Source organism: Actinomycetota bacterium, from assembly GCA_030017835.1.
Lineage (GTDB): Bacteria > Actinomycetota > Aquicultoria > UBA3085 > Oleimmundimicrobiaceae > Yes70-04.
Genome location: JASEGU010000008.1, coordinates 30,510 through 51,108 on the forward strand (window position 1 = coordinate 30,510; position 20,599 = coordinate 51,108).

The 20,599-nt window shown below is 50.9% G+C and carries 21 protein-coding genes; 6 read left to right on the forward strand and 15 right to left on the reverse strand.

Annotation, left to right across the window (positions count from 1 at the left end; translation table 11 throughout):
• The first annotated feature begins 131 nt into the window (after positions 1-131).
• The 4 genes from QMD53_03445 to QMD53_03460 are packed head-to-tail and all read left to right on the forward strand — an operon-like array spanning position 132 to position 3,523.
• Complete coding sequence (locus tag QMD53_03445) at positions 132-869, forward strand: FliA/WhiG family RNA polymerase sigma factor (GenBank protein ID MDI6799711.1); 738 nt, start codon at positions 132-134, stop codon at positions 867-869.
• A gap of 16 nt (positions 870-885) precedes the next feature.
• Entirely contained in the window at positions 886-2,730 is a 1,845-nt protein-coding gene (locus QMD53_03450) for a FapA family protein (protein MDI6799712.1), read from the forward strand.
• Positions 2,730-3,053, forward strand: coding sequence for a hypothetical protein (locus QMD53_03455; GenBank protein MDI6799713.1), 324 nt, complete (start codon positions 2,730-2,732; stop codon positions 3,051-3,053). The genes QMD53_03450 and QMD53_03455 overlap by 1 nt, the downstream gene beginning before the upstream one ends.
• A gap of 8 nt (positions 3,054-3,061) precedes the next feature.
• The gene (locus QMD53_03460) at positions 3,062-3,523 is read left to right on the forward strand and encodes a hypothetical protein (protein ID MDI6799714.1); all 462 of its coding nucleotides are present in this window, start codon (positions 3,062-3,064) and stop codon (positions 3,521-3,523) included.
• 367 nt (positions 3,524-3,890) lie between these two features.
• On the opposite strand, the gene QMD53_03465 is transcribed toward QMD53_03460, so the two are convergent.
• The 15 genes from QMD53_03465 to galT form a co-directional block, all read right to left on the reverse strand.
• The gene (locus QMD53_03465) at positions 3,891-7,040 is read right to left on the reverse strand and encodes a proton-conducting transporter membrane subunit (GenBank protein MDI6799715.1); all 3,150 of its coding nucleotides are present in this window, start codon (positions 7,038-7,040) and stop codon (positions 3,891-3,893) included.
• A 23-nt stretch (positions 7,041-7,063) separates the two neighbouring features.
• Entirely contained in the window at positions 7,064-7,555 is a 492-nt protein-coding gene (locus tag QMD53_03470) for a hypothetical protein (GenBank protein ID MDI6799716.1), read from the reverse strand.
• An 8-nt stretch (positions 7,556-7,563) separates the two neighbouring features.
• Positions 7,564-9,105, reverse strand: a complete 1,542-nt coding sequence (locus QMD53_03475; protein MDI6799717.1) for a monovalent cation/H+ antiporter subunit D family protein — start codon at positions 9,103-9,105, stop codon at positions 7,564-7,566.
• 64 nt (positions 9,106-9,169) lie between these two features.
• A complete protein-coding gene (locus QMD53_03480) occupies positions 9,170-9,661 on the reverse strand; it encodes a hypothetical protein (protein MDI6799718.1) in 492 nt (163 codons plus the stop codon).
• Positions 9,662-9,669: 8 nt separating this feature from the next.
• Positions 9,670-11,211, reverse strand: a complete 1,542-nt coding sequence (locus tag QMD53_03485) for a monovalent cation/H+ antiporter subunit D family protein (GenBank protein ID MDI6799719.1) — start codon at positions 11,209-11,211, stop codon at positions 9,670-9,672.
• A 73-nt stretch (positions 11,212-11,284) separates the two neighbouring features.
• Positions 11,285-12,805: a proton-conducting transporter membrane subunit gene (locus tag QMD53_03490; protein MDI6799720.1), complete on the reverse strand. Its 1,521-nt coding sequence runs from the start codon at positions 12,803-12,805 to the stop codon at positions 11,285-11,287.
• 3 nt (positions 12,806-12,808) lie between these two features.
• Complete coding sequence (locus tag QMD53_03495; GenBank protein ID MDI6799721.1) at positions 12,809-13,183, reverse strand: cation:proton antiporter subunit C; 375 nt, start codon at positions 13,181-13,183, stop codon at positions 12,809-12,811.
• Positions 13,180-13,911: an MnhB domain-containing protein gene (locus QMD53_03500; protein ID MDI6799722.1), complete on the reverse strand. Its 732-nt coding sequence runs from the start codon at positions 13,909-13,911 to the stop codon at positions 13,180-13,182. Before QMD53_03500 ends, QMD53_03495 begins: the two co-directional genes overlap by 4 nt.
• On the reverse strand, positions 13,908-14,150 hold the full coding sequence (locus QMD53_03505) for a DUF4040 domain-containing protein (GenBank protein ID MDI6799723.1): 243 nt from the start codon (positions 14,148-14,150) through the stop codon (positions 13,908-13,910). Before QMD53_03505 ends, QMD53_03500 begins: the two co-directional genes overlap by 4 nt.
• Entirely contained in the window at positions 14,137-14,505 is a 369-nt protein-coding gene (mnhG, locus tag QMD53_03510; GenBank protein ID MDI6799724.1) for a monovalent cation/H(+) antiporter subunit G, read from the reverse strand. Before mnhG ends, QMD53_03505 begins: the two co-directional genes overlap by 14 nt.
• Positions 14,498-14,767, reverse strand: a complete 270-nt coding sequence (locus tag QMD53_03515) for a cation:proton antiporter (GenBank protein ID MDI6799725.1) — start codon at positions 14,765-14,767, stop codon at positions 14,498-14,500. The genes mnhG and QMD53_03515 overlap by 8 nt, the downstream gene beginning before the upstream one ends.
• The gene (locus QMD53_03520; protein MDI6799726.1) at positions 14,767-15,243 is read right to left on the reverse strand and encodes a Na+/H+ antiporter subunit E; all 477 of its coding nucleotides are present in this window, start codon (positions 15,241-15,243) and stop codon (positions 14,767-14,769) included. The genes QMD53_03515 and QMD53_03520 overlap by 1 nt, the downstream gene beginning before the upstream one ends.
• Before the next feature lie 93 nt (positions 15,244-15,336).
• A complete protein-coding gene (locus QMD53_03525; protein ID MDI6799727.1) occupies positions 15,337-15,582 on the reverse strand; it encodes a hypothetical protein in 246 nt (81 codons plus the stop codon).
• A gap of 70 nt (positions 15,583-15,652) precedes the next feature.
• Entirely contained in the window at positions 15,653-16,531 is an 879-nt protein-coding gene (locus tag QMD53_03530; GenBank protein ID MDI6799728.1) for a diguanylate cyclase, read from the reverse strand.
• 210 nt (positions 16,532-16,741) lie between these two features.
• On the reverse strand, positions 16,742-17,749 hold the full coding sequence (galT, locus tag QMD53_03535; protein ID MDI6799729.1) for a galactose-1-phosphate uridylyltransferase: 1,008 nt from the start codon (positions 17,747-17,749) through the stop codon (positions 16,742-16,744).
• 473 nt (positions 17,750-18,222) lie between these two features.
• Between galT and QMD53_03540 the strand changes: the two genes are divergently transcribed.
• Positions 18,223-19,278, forward strand: coding sequence for a hypothetical protein (locus QMD53_03540; protein MDI6799730.1), 1,056 nt, complete (start codon positions 18,223-18,225; stop codon positions 19,276-19,278).
• A gap of 20 nt (positions 19,279-19,298) precedes the next feature.
• Positions 19,299-20,546 (forward strand): hypothetical protein, encoded by a 1,248-nt coding sequence (locus QMD53_03545; GenBank protein MDI6799731.1) that lies wholly within the window; start codon positions 19,299-19,301, stop codon positions 20,544-20,546.
• Positions 20,547-20,599: the final 53 nt, after the last annotated feature.

Here is a 20,599-nt window from a genome sequence, read left to right on the forward strand (position 1 = left end):
GATTCCTCAAAATCCTCAACTAACCCTCGATTGAATCCGATTAAATGAATATGTGAATTTTACCTTTAATATTACTTTGGAACCCGAGGTGAGTTAAGATTAAGGGCAAGGATAATTGGACTCGTTATAAGATCAATGGAGATAAGAAGGCTCGCGAGGAACTGATAATCGAGTATCTACCGCTTGTCAAATACATCGTCGAGCGGATGAAGGACAATCTCTCTCCCAAGCTCAAGATGGAGTCAAACGACCTGGTCAGCAACGGGATAATCGGTCTAATCGACGCCATCGAGAAGTTCGATCTCTCTAGGGGCTTAAAATTTGAGACCTACGCCATCCCCAGAATCAGAGGCTCCATTGTCGATGAGCTTCGCCTCTCGGACGACGCCCCCCGCTCTCTGCGCCAGAAGGCCAAGCGTCTGCTCGAGGCCCACGTCAAACTGGAGAAAGAGCTCGGCAGAGAGGCCAAGGACGTTGAGCTGGCTGAAGAGCTCGGCATGGATATGAGTAGCTATAACCTGATGCTGGCCGAGGTCAACAGGATGTCGCTAGTCTCTTTGGAGGATTTCATCGTAAGCGACTCCGATTCGACCCTGACCTTCAGCGAAAGGCTGGATGATAAGCTAGCGGAAAACCCCCTCCAAGTGCTCGAGGCCAAGGACATCAAGGCCGCTTTGGCCCGAGGCATAGAGAGCCTTGCCAAACAGGAGCGGATAGTGATATCTCTCTATTACCATGACGGCCTGACTCTGAAAGAAGCAAGCCAGGTTCTGGGCCTTTCGGAATCTAGAGTCTCGCAGATACGGACCAAGGCGGTCTTGCGCTTGCGTGAGATGCTCAGCCACCTAGAGCAGGACGCTCTGGTCTAATTCAAGAGGAAACCGGATGGAAGATAAGGAATCGATAGAGGTAGAAGCGAAAATCAAAGAGGCGGCCATAAAGGCCGCCCTTAAGATACTCAAGGCTCACAGGAGTGAGGTCTCCTTGGAGTCATCGGATGGCGATGCGCCATCGAGCGCCGGAGCCTACCGCTTTAAAGCCGTCCATTCTGAGGAGATTAACCCGGGGGAAGAAAAGGAAAATTCTCAAAAGGAGATCTCCGCCGATCTTGATGGCTCTTTTAGCCTCCTTGCCAAGGGCGATGGCATCTTCCTTCGGGTCTATCCTCCGGAGGGACAGGGCCAGAGCGTCGGGCTTGAGCGGGTCATGGCAAGGATTAGGTACTGTGAGATCAAAGACTTCGATATGAAGAACGTAATGGAGGCTGTAAGCAAACAGGATAGCATCGATGTCTGGATAGCTCCCGTCCAGCCGATAACTCCCAAGGATGGCGAGATCACGATAACCGTATCCAGGGACAAGGTCACGGCAAACGCTCTCATCAGCGAGCCCTGGGGGGACGGCAAACCTGCAAGCAAAGAGGATATCGAGTCGGCCCTCATGATGAACAACGTAACCTACGGCGTCGAATGGGGCCTCATAGAAAGGATAGCCGCCGATAAGCGAGGTTTCTATTACGGCAAACCGGTCCTTTTAGCTCAAGGGGTCCCTCCCATCGACGGCGAGAATGCCAGCGTCGAGTACCTCTTTGAGAGGGGCCCCCACAAGAAGGAATTGATCGAAAACCCCGAAAACTTGCGGATAGACTTTCGTGAAATAAACGAGATAATAAACGTCACCAAGGACGAGCCCTTGGCAAAAAAGACCCCCCCTACCCCTGGAGTTCCGGGAGTCAGCGTCTTTGGCGAAGGGATCTTACAGAAGGCGGGCAAGGATAGAAGGATTCCTATCGGACAGAACGTCTACACGGTCGAAGATGAAGATGGGGAGACCGCCTTCGCCAAGATAGACGGAACTCCCCACATAAAGGACGGCAAGATAACCGTCCTGCCCATCTATCAAACCAGCGGCGACGTAGATTTTTCGGTCGGCAACATAGACTTCATCGGAAGCGTCGTCATCAGAGGTTGGGTCAGAGACGGCTTCTCCGTTAAAGCCAAGGGAAGTATCGAGGTTAGGGGGGGCGTGGAGGGCGCCACCCTGGAAGCGGAAGAGGCGATAATCATCGGGGCGGGCGTCCAGTCTCACAGCAAGGGAATAGTAAAAGCCGGCGGGGACGTAACGGCAAAATATATCAGCAACGCCATTATCCATTCCAGGGGAAATGTCATAGTCGGAGATGCCGTCCTGCACAGCGAAATATTCGCCCATAAGAAGATCTTGGTCAAACGGGGCAAGGGGCTCATTTCAGGTGGAGTCATTAGGGCCGGAGAGGACGTCGATGCCAATAACATCGGCTCCCACCTTGGGACCGAGACCGTGATAGAGGTCGGCATCATCCCGGAAGTTAGGGCAGAATATGACCTTGTCAAAAACGAGATAGAGGAGAAGTCACGAAAGATAGACGATACTGAAAAGGCGATACTGCTCCTGGAGAAGGAGCGGAAGGAGAAGGGCTTTCTAACCAAGGATCGGGTCGGTCTCTACGAGAGGCTCAAGACCAATATCTCCTTTTTTGAGGATGATAACACCCTCCTCAAAAAGAGATTGGACCAGCTCAAAGAGACACTATTCGCTTCGCGCTTCGCCAAAGTATCGGCTTCAAGAAAGATATTTTCACAAGTGAAGGTGACCATAAGAGGTGCTATAATAAACGTAACCGACGAGCTCGACTCCTGCTCGCTCTATGAAAAGAATGGAGAAATCCATATCGGAACGTATTCACCTTAATGAGGACGGGTATGTCCATTCGCCCAAGTGACCTGCAGATAATAATACAAAAGACCCAGGATGTAGAGAGAATCCAGCAGATACAACAACAACATTCCCGCATTCAACAGCAGCAATTTGCCCAAGAGATGAACAAGATCCACAAAAACAGAGAGAAGGATGTAACCCAGACCCCAAAGCCACAAGAGGCAGAGATAAGAGAGGAAGAGCGAAGGAAAAAGGGTGGAGAGAAGAAGTCCGAGGAAGAGGCATACAACGAACAGGGTGCCCACGATGAGGATGAGGAAGAAGAGACGGGTCAAAATTTGGATATAAAGATTTAGGGGGATTGTTGGAAATATTGATCTTCTTATTGCTGCTGATCTTGGTACTCTTACCATTCCTACTAGCGAAAGGGATGAGAAAGAGCTCGCTATTTGCCGATGAAGCCGGAAAACACCTCGAGCTCAAAGAACTGGAAAACTCTTTGAGCCACCTCCTCTCCGAAATCGAAACGGCCTCTGAAAGAGCTCTTGGTGAGGCTGACCGGGCAACGATCCGTTTGGAACTCGTCATCAAGAGGGCCGAAGAGTTGATTGATAATATGGCCCACGTGACCAGAGAGCAGAAAATTGAGATGAAGTCGCCGGATAAGGAAAGCTTAAGCATCAACGAGATAGCAAAAGGACTAAGCCTGGATGAGATGGTCTCTTTGGGTCTTAGCTCCAATCAGATCGCCCAGGTCTTGGGCATAGGGGCCGGTGAAGTCGAATTGATACTTAACCTGAAGGCAAACAAAAGATTCGATAACTGAGCTGGCGCATTTTACCTGTCGAGCCCTATTTTGAACCATCCTCATCATTTACGTGCTTTGCGTAAATCGGACAGACCCTACATTCAAGACCAGCCTTACAAAGACAGCCATTCTTATTTACCCAGCAGCTTTCACCCTTCTTATAGGCCTCGCAGCTGAGATAGTGGCTGGCCGGACAGCCTTTGAGTTGCCAGCATCTCTTCACTTCAAAACTCCCTTTTCTTAAAGATTAATTGATTTCAAATATGACCAATGGAGGCCATAAATGCCCTTTAGGAGCACCTATTCTTAAGCGGGCTATCGATTAGAATAGCCCGCTTAAGGAGTTTATGGTGCTATTTAATTATGACTAGAAATGACCTTGTCTCTAGAAGGCCCTTACGTAGAGCAAGGAGCCCGCAATAACCAGAAGGAGGCTTATCATTATCAGTATATTGGTACCGATATCCCTGGTGTATGAACGGATCGAATCCCTGGTCTCTTCGACGTCTATGGCAGCATAGAGCGCTTGCTCGGCCCCGGCGAATCTCTTTTCGGAGAGGAAGGTGAGACCAGCCAGGATCATCCTTCTAATCCAGTTCATCTCCTGATAGACGCCATAGGTCAGTATCTTGTAGGTCAATTGGGCCTTGCCGGCTTCAAAAAGCGCTCTCTGGAAGAGCTGCTCTATCCTATCGGACTCGACGAAGTCCTCGGCTTTGGCCATGCTCTCCATGCCCATCTCACCAAATATGGTGAATTGGGCGCGGAGCTCTTCTAAGGTGGCCGGACCTTCGCCGGTTCCCAACATGCCCTCTCCGCCATACATCTTGCTGATCTCTTCCAGCTTGACGATGGTATCTTGCAGGCGATTCAGCTTATCCTTAATAATCTTCTGATCCCTCTCCAGAGTCTTTTCGGCGCTGGTAAGCAGCCTGTTCAACCAATAGACATCCTCTTTGCTTAGGAGGTTCGGGTTGCTCTCGACGGCAGCTCCCATATATCTTAGGGCGCTGAGGTCGGCTCTGGAGAGATGCTCCTCGCGGATCAAGGGCTCCTCTATCTGGATTAAGACCTTTCTTAAGGCGTGGAGCTCCCTCTGGGAGAGATCGTCCAATCCCCTATTCAAGTTTGAGACGGCTTCTGCAATATCCCTGATAATCTCGCCTCTGATTTTCTGCTCTTCGAGCAGGGTTGCCACGCGCACGCTTATCTCTCTGCGCCTTTCGTGCTTGCCCTTGAAGAGATAGGTGTTGATCCTGCGCCTGATCCTATTGTTGAGTGAATCAACATTTCTCGGCACGTTGACAAGACCCGCTTCCAATAAGAAGCTTCCGGCTTTCAGCCTGATCCTATCGAACGCACTAAGGGTCTTTGGCATCTTAGCAAGTACGGCTTCCAATAAGAAGCTTCCGGCTTTCAGCCTGATCCTATCGAACGCACTAAGGGTCTTTGGCATCTTAGCAAGTACGGCTTCCAATAAGAAGCTTCCGGCTTTCAGCCTGATCCTATCGAACGCACTAAGGCTCCGCTTGGGAAGGGTTAAAGCCCCCGACTCGACAAGCCCCGTCTCTATGTTCGACTTGACGCTATTCTTGGATTCGGCAACGAACTTATTGAAGAACAAGAAGGCGGCCGAGATCTTGAGATACCAGTACCTGACCGAGATCCATTCCGGCGGGTGAATGTGGAAGAGACCTATGCGATAACCTAAGACGAAATACATTCCGCCGCCCATAACCGCCATAGCCGAACCCAAGATGTTGTGAAGGGCGTCAGCGTTGCTGAAGACTGCCTTAGTAACCGGGTCAAACCAGAGAGGAATGATCGACTTTATCTCTCCCGCAGCCGCATGGGTATTGAACAGTATATGATAGGGATGGGAGGCCGGATTATAACCAAAGTAGGCCAGAGCCGGTCCAATGAAGCTCTCTATCATCCAGTTGGGCTTCATGCCGATGAAGATGATGACCGAAGCTAGAGTCACAAGCGCGATGGTCATGTAGATCGGCTCGCGCTCGACATCTTTGTACTTCTCCGGCCTCTTCCAGATGAAGACGAAGAGCCACATCTTGAAGTTGGAGCAGAAGGTTCCAAAGGCCGTCAGCATGAAGATTATTTCGGCTACCAGGAGCAAGATGTCCTTCTTGCCGACCGCCGAAAAGGCGGCCGAGTGATCAAACGCCTCGAAAATGGCATGGTGGAGAAGGGTCTTACTGGCAAAACCGTTGAAGAAGGGCACGCCCGCTATGCCGAAGACCGCAATCAAGCAGGCTATGGCCACAATCGGCATGTTCCGCCAGAGACCACCCAGTTTATACATGTCGAGCTCGTGCGTTCTAAAGTAGACCGCACCGATACTCATGAATAAGAGGGCCTTAAAGAGAGCGTGGTTGACGATATGATAGATACCGCCCGCAAAACCCATGGCCCCGTCTGCACCGAGGTAAGCCGCACAACCGAAACCGAAGACGATGTAGCCCATCTGAGAGACGCTGTGGTAAGCAAGCATCCTCTTGCAATTGGCCGTGAGCAAGGCGTTAACGACACCAAAGAACATTGTGATTATTCCGAGCCAGAGGAGAGCGTAACCCAAGGTAGTCTTGGTCGTCCATTCGGCCACGTGACCGGCAGCAGCCGAATGGGTCGCCGCTGCCTCGGCAAAGACCGGATGGGCCTCAGTGTAGAGGGTATTGATGGATCTGATGATACCGTAAGCGCCGGCCTTGATCATAACGCCAGAGAGAAGCATGCTGGCCGGAGTCGGAGCAACCGGGTGAGCTTCGGGCAGCCAGACATGGAGGAAGAAGACGCCGGCTTTGGCTCCAAAGCCGGCGACCATGCAGGCCGCTATTATATACCTCATATTAGTTGGGACCGTCTTCTGGATCAATTCGGCCATCGGCATGATGTTTAGTTGACCGGTATAGGAGAAGAGAAGCAGAATACCGACCAGAAGGGCCAGACCGAAGATGATGCCGAACCAGAGATAGAGCTTTCCGGCCGAGAAGGCCGCCTCGTTCTCTTCGTGAATTACCAGCATGACCGAGAAGAGACCGAGCATCTCAAAGAAGATGAAGAGAGAGAGAAAATCTCTGGACAAAAGGACACCGAGGTCCGCACTCAAGGTCAAAAGGACAAAGGTGGCATACCTTGTCCTAGCATGCTCGTGCGACATATAACTTACAGCATATATCGATGATAAGAGCCATAAGAACGATGTCGTGAGCGCTATCAGTAGCGCCGTCGGATCGACCTTGAATCCTAAATTTAAAAATCCATAAACGCGTTCAATGCCAAGATAGGTATGGCCTTTAATAGATACTCCCTTGACCACCGGATTATACATCATAAGAAGGACCAAGAAGGTAGCCAAGGTGGTAAGGACCGTGGCTGCATTTCTTAACTTCTCCCTCTTGTTGAGTAATCCGGCAACCAGGGCCCCCCCGGCCGGTACAAGACATGCTACCAGCGGAAGAGAAGCTGTAAGATTACTTACTCCGCCCGTTACGGGCCCAGCTACTGCTGCCGCACTCATACACTTTCCTCCAATACTTTAATTTAATGGTGCCCCGCGTCAGGGGCCGCGCCATGATCTTCTCCGTGACCCGATCCATGTCCGTGATCGGACCCGTGATCACCCGGCTCTTCGTCGTGACGACCGAGAACCCCGTAGAAGGTGATCAGGAAGGCCGCCACAAACATGACGAATATCCTAATCGTGCCGAGCTGCTGAGTCTCATGAAACGACCTTAGCATCAGGGGATAATCTAGTCCCTTGATGGCAAAGACCATGATGACGATGAGGAAGCCAAGGAGCATACCCTCGCTGTGGCCCTTGCCGCGCAGCTTGATCTTGAGGGCATAGAGCAGGCAGATGACGAAGGTTGCGATGGTGAGACCCCATTGGATCTGATAGTACTGCATCGCCACCTTATCGACCTCATGGCCGCCCTCCGCCGCCGCGCTGGCCAAGGCGATCCCCGAAGGGATCAGCCCTAGGACCAAGGTGACTATCGTTATATATAGCTTTCTGATTGAACCGCTTCTCATGAGCACCCCTACTTAAGCAAGATATTGGTGGCTGCTTTTATGATATCTAGTGGGAAACCTGGAGCCTTGGCGAATATGCCGACCACGATGACCCCGAGCGCACCGACGAGAACCGGGATGGTCATGACGGCCGGAGCCTCTATCGACTCGACCTTGGCGGCTTCGCCGTGGCCATGCTCGTCATGGCCGTGTCCGGCCGCTGCTTCACCCTCGGCCTTCTGGAAGAAGGCGGTGTAGATGATGGGCAGGAAGTAGGCGCCTCCAAGGAGCGAGCTTATGAGGAGGACTATGACGAAGAAGACTCCGCCCGCATCGAGCGCACCGATGGCCAAGTACCACTTGCTGATGAAGCCGACAAAGGGCGGAAGACCGATCATGCCGAGGGCGGCTATCGTGAAGGCGATGAAGGTTAAGGGCATCTTGTTACCAAGACCGCGAAACTCGCTCACATTGGCCTTGCCCGATTGATGGATGATGTTACCGGCGCACATGAAGAGAGTTCCTTTCATGAGGGCGTGGTTAATGATGTGAACCAGGGCTCCCGCGATTGAGAACTCGGTCAAAAGGACGGTTCCAAGAACTATGTAGCCCATCTGACCGATGGTCGAATAGGCGAGCCTCCTCTTAAGGTTGTCCTGATTTAGGGCCAGTATCGAGGAGACGATGATGGTGAATGAGACTATGTAGGCCAGGGTGAAGGAGACGTTCAAGCTCTTGACCAAGGCCACGCCAAAGACGTTGAGCACGGTTCTAACGATACCGAAGGCACCGACGGCGACCATGACGCCCGAAAGGATGGCACTAAAGGGAGCCGGAGCTACCGGGTGAGCCTGAGGGACCCAGCCGTGCAGTGGCATCATGGCGGCTTTGACACTGAAGCCGATCATGAAGCCCCAGAAGAGGACGAGAAGAGCTGCCCTATTCTGAGCCGCGAGCGCCGGTATACCGGCCATGGAGAGATCCAAGGTGCCGGCCAAGAAGTATGTATAGATGATCGAGAAGAGCACGAAGGAGGAACCGATCAATATGTAGACCATGTATTTCTTACCGGCTGCCAGGGCTTCCGGGGTCTCCTCATGAACTATCAAGGGATAGGTCGAGAAGGAGAAGAGCTCGTAGAATATGAGATAGGTAAAGAGGTTGGCCGATATGGCAACACCGACCGTCCAGGATAGACATAGGGCCACGAAGCTGAAGTAGCGTCTCTTGGAGTGACCGTGAGACATATAGCCTATCGAGTGAATGGTGGCCAAGACCCAGATGAGGGCGGCCGTGAAGACCAGAAGAAGACCGAGTTGATCGACCCTTAGGGCAAAGTTTATGCCGGGAACGACCTCACCCAGACTCGCCTCATAGACCCCCCCGCCGATGACCGTTTTCATCATCGAGAGGGTGACGACGAAGGTTGCCACCGAGGCGATTACGCCCAGGAAGGAACCCAAGCCGCTCCTCTTCTCGCCGAGCAAGAAGATGAGGACCGCAAAGACTAGTGGGATTAAGACAACTAAGAGTGCGGGATTCGAAAACATAGCTTGCGAACTACCGTTCATCTTTAAAACCTCCTTAAATAGTATTATGAAGCACGTCTAAAGCTTGAAAGCTGTGAAATAGGTATTAATGGTGCCCCGCGTCAGGGGCCGCGCCATGATCTTCTCCGTGACCCGATCCATGTCCGTGATCGGACCCGTGATCACCCGGCTCTTCGTCGTGACGACCGAGAACCCCGTAGAAGGTGATCAGGAAGGCCGCCACAAACATGACGAATATCCTAATCGTGCCGAGCTGCTGAGTCTCATGAAACGACCTTAGCATCAGGGGATAATCTAGTCCCTTGATGGCAAAGACCATGATGACGATGAGGAAGCCAAGGAGCATACCCTCGCTGTGGCCCTTGCCGCGCAGCTTGATCTTGAGGGCATAGAGCAGGCAGATGACGAAGGTTGCGATGGTGAGACCCCATTGGATCTGATAGTACTGCATCGCCACCTTATCGACCTCATGGCCGCCCTCCGCCGCCGCGCTGGCCAAGGCGATCCCCGAAGGGATCAGCCCTAGGACCAAGGTGACTATCGTTATATATAGCTTTCTGATTGAACCGCTTCTCATGAGCACCCCTACTTAAGCAAGATATTGGTGGCTGCTTTTATGATATCTAGTGGGAAACCTGGAGCCTTGGCGAATATGCCGACCACGATGACCCCGAGCGCACCGACGAGAACCGGGATGGTCATGACGGCCGGAGCCTCTATCGACTCGACCTTGGCGGCTTCGCCGTGGCCATGCTCGTCATGGCCGTGTCCGGCCGCTGCTTCACCCTCGGCCTTCTGGAAGAAGGCGGTGTAGATGATGGGCAGGAAGTAGGCGCCTCCAAGGAGCGAGCTTATGAGGAGGACTATGACGAAGAAGACTCCGCCCGCATCGAGCGCACCGATGGCCAAGTACCACTTGCTGATGAAGCCGACAAAGGGCGGAAGACCGATCATGCCGAGGGCGGCTATCGTGAAGGCGATGAAGGTTAAGGGCATCTTGTTACCAAGACCGCGAAACTCGCTCACATTGGCCTTGCCCGATTGATGGATGATGTTACCGGCGCACATGAAGAGAGTTCCTTTCATGAGGGCGTGGTTAATGATGTGAACCAGGGCTCCCGCGATTGAGAACTCGGTCAAAAGGACGGTTCCAAGAACTATGTAGCCCATCTGACCGATGGTCGAATAGGCGAGCCTCCTCTTAAGGTTGTCCTGATTTAGGGCCAGTATCGAGGAGACGATGATGGTGAATGAGACTATGTAGGCCAGGGTGAAGGAGACGTTCAAGCTCTTGACCAAGGCCACGCCAAAGACGTTGAGCACGGTTCTAACGATACCGAAGGCACCGACGGCGACCATGACGCCCGAAAGGATGGCACTAAAGGGAGCCGGAGCTACCGGGTGAGCCTGAGGGACCCAGCCGTGCAGTGGCATCATGGCGGCTTTGACACTGAAGCCGATCATGAAGCCCCAGAAGAGGACGAGAAGAGCTGCCCTATTCTGAGCCGCGAGCGCCGGTATACCGGCCATGGAGAGATCCAAGGTGCCGGCCAAGAAGTATGTATAGATGATCGAGAAGAGCACGAAGGAGGAACCGATCAATATGTAGACCATGTATTTCTTACCGGCTGCCAGGGCTTCCGGGGTCTCCTCATGAACTATCAAGGGATAGGTCGAGAAGGAGAAGAGCTCGTAGAATATGAGATAGGTAAAGAGGTTGGCCGATATGGCAACACCGACCGTCCAGGATAGACATAGGGCCACGAAGCTGAAGTAGCGTCTCTTGGAGTGACCGTGAGACATATAGCCTATCGAGTGAATGGTGGCCAAGACCCAGATGAGGGCGGCCGTGAAGACCAGAAGAAGACCGAGTTGATCGACCCTTAGGGCAAAGTTTATGCCGGGAACGACCTCACCCAGACTCGCCTCATAGACCCCCCCGCCGATGACCGTTTTCATCATCGAGAGGGTGACGACGAAGGTTGCCACCGAGGCGATTACGCCCAGGAAGGAACCCAAGCCGCTCCTCTTCTCGCCGAGCAAGAAGATGAGGACCGCAAAGACTAGTGGGATTAAGACAACTAAGAGTGCGGGATTCGAAAACATAGCTTGCGAACTACCGTTCATCTTTAAAACCTCCTTAAATAGTATTATGAAGCACGTCTAAAGCTTGAAAGCTGTGAAACCTTAAAGCGGCCCCTTACATGGCAAGCCCCAGCAGCGATTTAGCGGCCGGCATGAAGTAATTGGTGATCATCGGATTGATATAGAAGAGGCCATAAACAAGACAGCTTGCAGCCAGTATGACTATCGGGATCAGCATGCTAAGCGGGGCCTCGTCAACCTCGGCCGTGAGATTCTCGGGGATGCGGAAGAATATCACGTTTATTATCTTTATGTAGTAAGCAAAGACCATCAAGGCTCCAACGAGCATGGCTATGGCGAAGAATAATCGACCGGAATCAAAGGCCCCGTTGATGACATACCATTTGGCCCAGAAGCCGACGGTTCCGGGAACACCCGTAATAGAGAGAGCACCGATGACAAGGGCCATGCAGGTGATCGGCATCTTCTTCCCTATTCCCTTAAGATCGTTCAGCTTCCTAAGGCCGGTCTTGTAGATTATGGCACCGGCTGAAAGGAAGAGAAGGCTCTTGATGATGGCGTGGGCGGCCACATGGGTTAAGGCGCCGAGCATGGCGTTGACGCTTCCAGCCGGATTAGATACCGAGATAAGACCAATACCCATAAGGATGTAGCCGATGTTGGAAACACTGGAATAGGCTAAGATGATCTTTAAATCATCCTGGAAAAAGGCGAAGAAGGCACCAAAGATTACGGTCGCCGTCGCAAACCAGGCCAGCACATCGAGCAGGTAGCTGAAGTTGATCGGTCCGGCGATCCTATATATCGAAAAGACAATCCTCAAGATTCCGACGATACCGATCTTGATGACCAGACCGGAAAGGAGCGCGCTGACCGGAGAGGGGGCAAGACCGTGGGCATCGGGTAGCCAGATGTGGACCGGGAACATGGCCGCCTTGACGGTAAAGCCGATTATCAGCGCGGCCACGGCCACATATGCCGTAGTAGATGCTCCATACTGCTGAAGCTTGAGTGAGATATCAGCCATATTGAGGCTGCCGGTAACGTTGTAGATGAAGGCGATGCCTACCAGAAGAAGCAGTGACGAGAGAGCACCCATCACCAGATATTTGAAGCTGGCCATGGCGTTTAGCCTCTCCTCGGTTATGGCTATCAAAGAGTAACCGGCCAGAGATAGTATCTCCATAAAGACGAACATATTGAAGATGTCGCCGGTTATGGTAACGCCGACCATGCCTCCGACTAGAAGCAAGACCAAGGTATAGTAGATGGGGAGTTTATCCTCGCTTATCTCGTGCTCCATATACTTCTTGGAATAGACCATGATGATGATGTTTAGGAGCAGGATCAGAAAGGCGAAGGCTCCCAAGTAATCGAACTTTATCTCGATACCGTAGGGCGGCCTCCAGCCGCCTAGATAGTAACTTAGGGGCCCGGACCGATAGAGCTCTGCCGCAGCAAGCATACAGAAGTAGAAGCCCAAAGTCGATACTATCAGAGCCCACCAAAATGCGAGTTTCTTTCTGATCAGGCTGATGATGGGAGTTAAGGCCGCTCCAGCCAGAAAGATTATTTCCATTAAGACTGGGCTATGAGATGTCAGATATGTCGTCATAGTTTATCTTAACTCCTTTAACTTGTTTGCGTTCAAGGTACCGCACTGGTCATAGAGCTTTATCATCAGCGACAGCGCCAGAGCCGTCGTACTGACGGCAACGACGATGGCCGTAAGGATGAGGGCCTGGGGTATCGGGTTTACGAAGACCGGGTTTGCCGGCGTTGTCTTGGTATAAATGGGAGCGATACCGCCCTCAACCAGACCGCTCGAGATGATAAAGAGAAAGACCGATGTCTCGATGATATTAAGGCCCATGAATTTCTTGATTAGATTGGGCTTAATGATCAGAGCGTATAGCCCAATGCAGAATAGGGTCACGGCCACCACATAATTTATGCTCGAATAAGCTTTGGCGATTATCTCGTTATTTATCATTTCTCCACCTTCTCCATGGCCAAGAATATCGAGGATATGACCGTTCCGCCCCCGATACCTATGCCTACTTCGATTATCTCGATCATTAGGCTGCGCATGGCCGTCTGAGTGACAGGATCGAGACCGGGAATGATATAGGTCAAGAAGTTCTGGTTGTAGAATAGAGCCACCACGCCGCAGGCGAAGAAGGCGATCGGTCCGGCCCCCTCCATCAGGGTCCTGACCTTCACAAAGAACTTGCTCAAGGCCAGCTCATAACTGAAGGTCATCGTATAGATGATTATGCTCGCGCCAAGGATCGCACCGGCCTGAAAGCCGCCGCCGGGAGATTCCTTGCCGTGAAGCATGATGTATACGGCAAAGAGCATGATGAATGGAGCTAGAAAACGGACGACGCTTTTTACGATGACGCTCTCCTTGATGCCGACCAAGTCGACCTTGGATGTATGAAGCTTGGGATCTTCTCTGCCGACGACCGCCAAGACGGCGATCAGGGCGCAGAAGATGACCGTCACCTCACCCATGGTGTCGTAACCACGGTAGTTCAAGATGACGCAGGTCACGATGTTTTCGGCTCCGGCCTCCTCTACCCCCTGTTCAAGATAACGAGGTATCACATGAGTGGTGACGGGAGTCGTCTCGCTGCCTATCGGGGGCAGGGCCAAGACGGCTGAGACCATCAAGAGCCACAATAAAAAGAGTATGAAAAAGGTCAGTATTCTTTTCACTCGTCCTCCCTTCTGACGGTACGGCCGATGGTGATCAAGAAGAGGATGGTAGTAACACCGGCGCCGACGGCCGCTTCAGTCAGAGCGATGTCAGGAGCGCTTAAGCGTTGCCAAATAATGGCCATTATCAAGCTATAGGCCGAAAAGATGATCGAGGCTCCAAGAAGGTCCTTGGTCCGAACCACGCCGAAAGCTGCGATTATCAGAAAGAGCAAGAGCAGTAAATCAAGACTCCGCATCGGCAAAACCCTCCCTTGCATAGGTTGTCTGGTACTGCTTTCTCCAGGGCATGATGCCGACCCTGTAAGCGGCCCGGGAAATCGCATGTCCACAGACCGAGGTCAAAATCATGTTCAGAAAGATGAGGATGATCATCTTGAGGCCGTCTCCGGAGAAACCTTCGTATATCGCCAAGGCGAATAGGATTCCTCCAAGTCCTAAGGTGTCACACTTGGTTCCAGCATGAAGCCTGCAATAGACATCCGGCAAACGGACCAGGCCCAGGACTCCAACGAAGAAGAAGAAGAGGCCCATGGACGCAAAGATGTAGATCAGAATGTTGGTAATGATTCCTAAAATATTTAGACTAGGCACTTGGCAGACCTCCCGTCTCGAGATATCTGGCAACCGCTATGGTTACGATGAAGTTAAGAAGCGCGTAGACGATTGCCGTATCTATATACATGCTTTGATCGAAGATGAAGGCGATGAGGGATAAGACCGCAACGGTCTTGGTGCCGATCAGATTGACCGCAACCAGCCGATCGGCCAGAGTCGGTCCGGCTATGGCCCTAAAGAGACAGACGAACATATAGAGAACCAGGATGGTGCATACCACGATAAAGAAATTATCCACTACTCCTTCACCCCTTCATATACCCATTTGACCATGTTCTCCAAGACTCTCTCTCCCATGCCGCGAGCGTGGGTATCGGCCAGACAGTGAATGTAGTAGTAACCTTCGTCATCGATATCGACCGTCAGAGTCCCTGGGGTCAGGGTTATGTAGTTGGCGTGGATGGTCTTGGCATCCTCTCCTTTGAGATGGCAGTCATACTTAAGTATCTGAGGATCGATCGGAAGGCGGGGATTCAAGACCCTCTCGGCCACATCTATGTTGGCCTTGATGATCTCAATCAAGAGAAGGAAGATGGAGTAGAGGAACCTGCCCAAAATGGCCGGCGATCCCTCCACGTCTCCAAGGTTCTCCTTCATCAAAACATAAGCTAAGACCGCTACCAGCAGGGAGACAACCACGCCCATGATGACGTTGGTAGAGCCCCAGTTACCGGATGTAAGTAACATCCAAAAACCGAACAAAAATAGTGTCATACTAAATACCTTTTTAGAAGGCAATCAAAACCCCCCTTTATCAGAGCTTTATTTATGATCTATGTAACAATGACACAAAACGCCTCAAAGCCGCTATCCATCGCCTGCTGGAAATGCCACAAGAATGGCATTGCGATGGACAGTCAGATAATCCTTGGTGAATAAGACCTTGTCATCCAGAGCATTCATCACTTTGGCGTTCGTGAACGGGAAGAAATCGTGTGCCTTGACGTTGAGCATATCGGTGATTCTGCTTCCCGGAATAATGTAGATATCCCCCTCTACCTTATAGAGCGAGGTGCACATCACCACCCTAACCTTTTCTTTTTCGGTATACAATATCACAGCTCCCAAAGAATTATTTCGCCTTGTACTTAAGGCGACGAGCGACCGCCAAAAGAAGATGAGATTATTTTTTCGCCTTCTTTGTGCCCTCCTTCTTCTCGGTAAGGATGACAACCTTGTTTTTCCCGTCCGATTTGGCTTTGCGTAGGGCTTCGGTCGCCTTGATTATCATCTCGGTATCGGTGTCGGCACTCGTCGGATATATGGATATTCCCACGCTTATTGTGGCTTTGACGACCGGTTGCTCGATATCTCCTTCAAACTGTGCCGCTTCGATCATCTTACGAAGCTTTTCTGCGACCGTCTCAGCTCCTGAGTAATCGGTCTTGGGCAGAATGACGGCGAATTCCTCTCCGCCGTAACGGGCAACGATGTCTATCTCTCTAACCGTCTTCTTGATTATCTCGGCTACCCTTTCCAGCATCCTATTGCCCTTATCGTAGCCGAAGGTGTCGTTGAACTTGTTGAAATCATCGATATCCAGCATCAATAGAGCAAAAGCATCGCTATACCTCTTGGAGCGCTTGACCTCATCCGTTAAGCGAGCCATGAAGTAACCATAATTATATAGATGAGTCAGAGCATCCTTGTTGGAGAGCATTTCGGCTTCAGCTTGCTGCTTGCGCTGCTTGCCGGAGATATAGCCGACGACCAGCCCTCCCAATGTGAAGATTACCACTCCGAGCATCATCTGGTAATTCAAGCGCTCTGGATCGGCTATCATCAAGGAACTGTTTCCCATGGTCCAATAGATGGCCGCCCCACTCAGTACCCCAGCGATTATGCTTCCGGCAAACTCATAAGCGGCAGCCGCTATGAATATGGGAATGACATAAAGAAACCAATAGAACTCAAGTTGACCGGAAACATATACGAAGAGGGATACGAAGACAAAACTAACGACAATCAAAAGCATCTTCTTTAAATGTTGACCTGCGCCCAAAAATCTCAACCTCCTTTTCTGTTGTAGTTTATATTAATACCCAAAGGTATCGAGCTCTTGCCCATAAGACCACGCAAGATTACACCCAGCTAATCGTAGTAATTACACAAAAGACCGAAATATCCTTCAAGAATTTGTAAAAAACTGGTAATCCTTACAAAGTGGTTTTACACAAAAAGAGCGATATTCCTTCAAAAATTTAAAAAAATTTTAGATAGGCGCCAGAATTTTAACCGCCTTCTCGGGGGAGGCGATATTTATCATCATCCCCGAACCCATCTCAAAACCGGCCAAATTGATCAGTCTCGGTATCATCTCAATGTGCCAGTGATAGTAACAGCCCGCCCCGTCATCGAAGCCGTCCGAGTGAATATAGAGATTATAAGATGGATCATTTAAACCAACTTGTATTTTGTAGGTCACCCTTTTGAGGAGGACGGCAAGATCTCCCTTCTCCTCCTCCGTCAACGATTCAAAATCCTTCGAGTGCCTTTTGGGCAAGATCCAAATCTCGAAGGGAAACCTAGAGGCGAAGGGAAGAAGGGAGAGAAAATGATCGCTTTCGAGAAGAACCCGCTCTTTGGCTTGGGCCTCCTCTTGAACGATATCGCAGTAGATGCAGCGCCCCTTGTCTTCAAAATATAACTTGGCTGTGGCCATCTCGGTCTTGAGTAGCGGAATCTCGTTTGCCATGCTGAAGAGCTGAGAATGAGGATGCTCCATCGAAGCCCCTGCCCTCTGGCCGTGATTGATGATGACGATCGAGGATTTTAAATGGGGGTAAGCCTTGAGGGAAGCCAAGCGGACAAGATATGTCGCAAGAACCATCTCTATCTCAGACGGTTCCATCAGAGAGAGACCCCTTAGGTGGTCTGGGGTATTTATTATGACCTCGTGGATACCAACGGCCGGGGAGCTTTCGTGCAGCCCCTCTTTGACCCAACCACCTTCCCCTTCCAGGTCCTTTAGGGTAAAGGCGGGAAATTTATTTGGTATCACCCTGACCTGCCAGCCATCATCGTTTGGAGAGCGACCGGGCGGCCTTAAGGCAAAGACCTCTTGTGGCGTCATATCCTCATTGCCCGGACAGAAGGGGCAGTCCTTTGGGCTGGAAGAAAAATTCTCCTTTGCTAAGCAGAAGACCTCCGGCCTTGCGGCCCTCTCGGTCGCTATCACCGTCAAGCGGCCCGTGGTTGGATCCCTTCTTAGCTCCGGCATCTGACCCCTTTTCAAAATGATGATTTAAGATTTAATGCTTTGAGCTCACAAAGACCAATAATAGCCGACTTCGATCTTTAAGTAAACGAACTTATGATTTGTGTCAAGGCAAAAATAGGCTTACCTAAAGCTTTGCGCCTATTTGATGTGATCTTAGCCAATCAAAGGATAAAAAAAGGGACCCCGATCGGGGGTCCCTTTTTGCTTCTCACTTCTCCAGCGTGAGCTTGCTAGCGGCGGCAGGGAAAGGTGGTTTTGCATAAATATTAGTTGTGACAAATTAAAAATATAATTTGAAAAAAACTATTGACAAACGGGGGGGGTCCAATGATATCTTCTTCACAAGATAAGTCAAAATGAAATTGCAATTAGAATTTTATTACGAAGAGAAGGCGGTGATTATTTAGGACAATCGAAAAAAGAACGTTATTTATTCAAGCTAGACTTGCTGACAAACTGGAGGTGAAATTGGATTGAAAAGAATAATTGTCACGTTTTTATTGGCCATGCTGGTTTTACCGATGTTAACTCCAGCGACGGGCTATGCCTTAGATGGGGTCGATACCGAACCCAATAATACAGCGGCCAAGGCGGTCTCAATGTCGTTTGGCGGTACGAATTTTGAATATAGGGTGAGCTGTGCGACGGGTGCGATAAGCTATAATGGAGATGAAGACTGGTTTAAAATCTGGCTCACTCCCGGCTACCATTCCGTTACTTTGACAAACAACACCAAGACCACGAGCAGTATTTACGGAAGCTTGCCGGCCGATTATGATATCGAGGTCAGGGGACCGGAGCCAGCGACCACCGTCCTAGCCGCTTCGCGAAGCAGAGGAACAACGACGGAGCAGGCGCATTTTTCAATTGCTAAACAAGGGACCTATTTTATCCGGATCGATGGTTATTCAAGCGCCTATAGCTCCACAAAGTACAGGATGCAGATAGTCAAGGGGGATGCCGCCTTCTATATGGAAGGATTAAGGTATGTGGACTATCCCTTCGCTTTTTACGGCCGACTTTTCTCAGGGACGGAGTATCATACTAAAGGGGTTGCCTATGGCTACGGATCCAAGGATGCGATAAGTGATTATAGGGTGAAGATGACCGAGGCAAACGCAAACAAAACTGTTCCCCAGGACAACTGGAATGATTATAGTTCAAGCTATTATAGGCCCGGACGTTATGACGGTGAAACGGGAAAATGGACGGGGATTGATTGCAGCGGGCTCATCTGGCGAGCGGCTAATGCCTCTACGATTACTTATGCTATTGAAGGCAAAGGGATCGATTACGTAGGGACGGACTATATCTATAGCAACTCGACTCATATCTCGGATTGGCGCAATGTTGAGATCGGAGATGTCTACGTCAAGAGCGGCAGTCATGTCTGCTTTGCTTCCAGACTATCGGCTTCAGGAGAGAATCTTTTTAAGGTCATGCATGCCGCAAGCCGGGATGAGTCCAGAAAATGCCAAGAGACGGCGATAACGGACTATCTCAGCTACTCAAGGCGGGCCTTAAGGTAACGATGAGAGGAGGAATGGATATGAATAAGAAGAGATGGCTAGCGATTTCCACCGCAACCATTTTGGTCATCTTGATCTTTGGCGGCCTTCATTTGAGCGCCGCGCCTTTTTTGGATTTTGGCAAGAAGAACATGCCTCTGCCCGAAGAGGAGCTGGATGATGACTTCGAGAAGGGAAGAGCAAAGTTCGTAAGCGAGGGCGAGGATGAGACGGATAGCTATTCAAGCGAGGTCATCTTGGATGTCGCCTACGGCGCGGCCGATGAGGAGTTTGGTTTTAGAGAATTTCCGGGTGGCAATGAGCTTGCCGGATCGATCAGGGCTCCTTCGGGCATAGCCCTCGGCGAAGACGGAGTCATCTTTGTGGCCGACAGGGCAAGCGGGGAGTATGGACTTGTCAAAGAAACCGATCCGATAGCTATGACCCCGGCCATCAAGGTCTTCTCCGAGAGCGGCGAGTTCATCAAGAAGATAGAGGTCGATCACGATCTTCGTTGGACCGGCGAATTTGGGGTGGATGATGAGAACAACCTCTTCATCTTGACGCAAACCAGGGTGTATAAGATGCAAGTTGATCTGAAAGAAGAAGATGATGATGACGAGAAAGCTAAGACTGGCTTTAAGCCGATAGGGCCCAAGTTTAAGCCGATAGGGCCCAAACTGGAAGAGGCCGACGAGCTCAGGGTCTTTCCCAGCGGCAACTACAACGTGATCGATAAGACCCCAACGCCCGAATACAATTTGAGGGGTCGAAAGTTCAACAAGAATGGCAAATTCTTGAAAAAGCCAGGCGAACAGCACGATTATAATTTCAACCTCGTTGAGTTCGAGGATAGAGAGGGAGATCGGGTCAACTTCACCCTTCTTGGCGGCGGCCTTGAAGGAGCCCAGTACGTGGTCAATCGAACGGGGGCCAGGGGAGAGGAGGACGAACTGATCTACGAGCCCTATCTCTCACCCGGTTTTTATTATCTTGGGGGTGGACCATCGGAATTCGATAATGAAGGGAACCTCTACTACCTGCGGGTCAATGCGCCCACCATCCCCCTTGAGACCGAGGAGGATTTTGAGGAGTACCGGAGGAAGATAGAGACCTGGATGGACATAATAGATCTTGACGAAGGCAATATTGTTACTCTTCGGCTTGAGGATGATAAATCCATTTCAGGACTTTCGCGCTATCACCATGCAGTCGACGGAGACGGCAATATTTTTCAATTGCAGGCCGATCGGGATGGCGTTAGGGTGATAAAGTACTCCAGGGATTAGGCAAAAATAGGCTTACCTAAAGCTTTGCGCCTATTTGATGTGATCTTAGCCAA

Coding starts and splice junctions, on each gene's coding strand:
- QMD53_03450 (MDI6799712.1), top strand. CDS start 886: ATGGAAGATAAGGAATCGATAGAGGTAGAAGCGAAAATCAAAGAGGCG.
- QMD53_03455 (MDI6799713.1), top strand. CDS start 2,730: ATGAGGACGGGTATGTCCATTCGCCCAAGTGACCTGCAGATAATAATA.
- QMD53_03465 (MDI6799715.1), bottom strand. CDS start 7,040: ATGAGTGCGGCAGCAGTAGCTGGGCCCGTAACGGGCGGAGTAAGTAAT.
- QMD53_03470 (MDI6799716.1), bottom strand. CDS start 7,555: ATGAGAAGCGGTTCAATCAGAAAGCTATATATAACGATAGTCACCTTG.
- QMD53_03475 (MDI6799717.1), bottom strand. CDS start 9,105: ATGAACGGTAGTTCGCAAGCTATGTTTTCGAATCCCGCACTCTTAGTT.
- QMD53_03480 (MDI6799718.1), bottom strand. CDS start 9,661: ATGAGAAGCGGTTCAATCAGAAAGCTATATATAACGATAGTCACCTTG.
- QMD53_03485 (MDI6799719.1), bottom strand. CDS start 11,211: ATGAACGGTAGTTCGCAAGCTATGTTTTCGAATCCCGCACTCTTAGTT.
- QMD53_03490 (MDI6799720.1), bottom strand. CDS start 12,805: ATGACGACATATCTGACATCTCATAGCCCAGTCTTAATGGAAATAATC.
- QMD53_03495 (MDI6799721.1), bottom strand. CDS start 13,183: ATGATAAATAACGAGATAATCGCCAAAGCTTATTCGAGCATAAATTAT.
- QMD53_03505 (MDI6799723.1), bottom strand. CDS start 14,150: ATGCGGAGTCTTGATTTACTGCTCTTGCTCTTTCTGATAATCGCAGCT.
- QMD53_03520 (MDI6799726.1), bottom strand. CDS start 15,243: ATGACACTATTTTTGTTCGGTTTTTGGATGTTACTTACATCCGGTAAC.
- galT (MDI6799729.1), bottom strand. CDS start 17,749: ATGCCGGAGCTAAGAAGGGATCCAACCACGGGCCGCTTGACGGTGATA.
- QMD53_03545 (MDI6799731.1), top strand. CDS start 19,299: ATGAATAAGAAGAGATGGCTAGCGATTTCCACCGCAACCATTTTGGTC.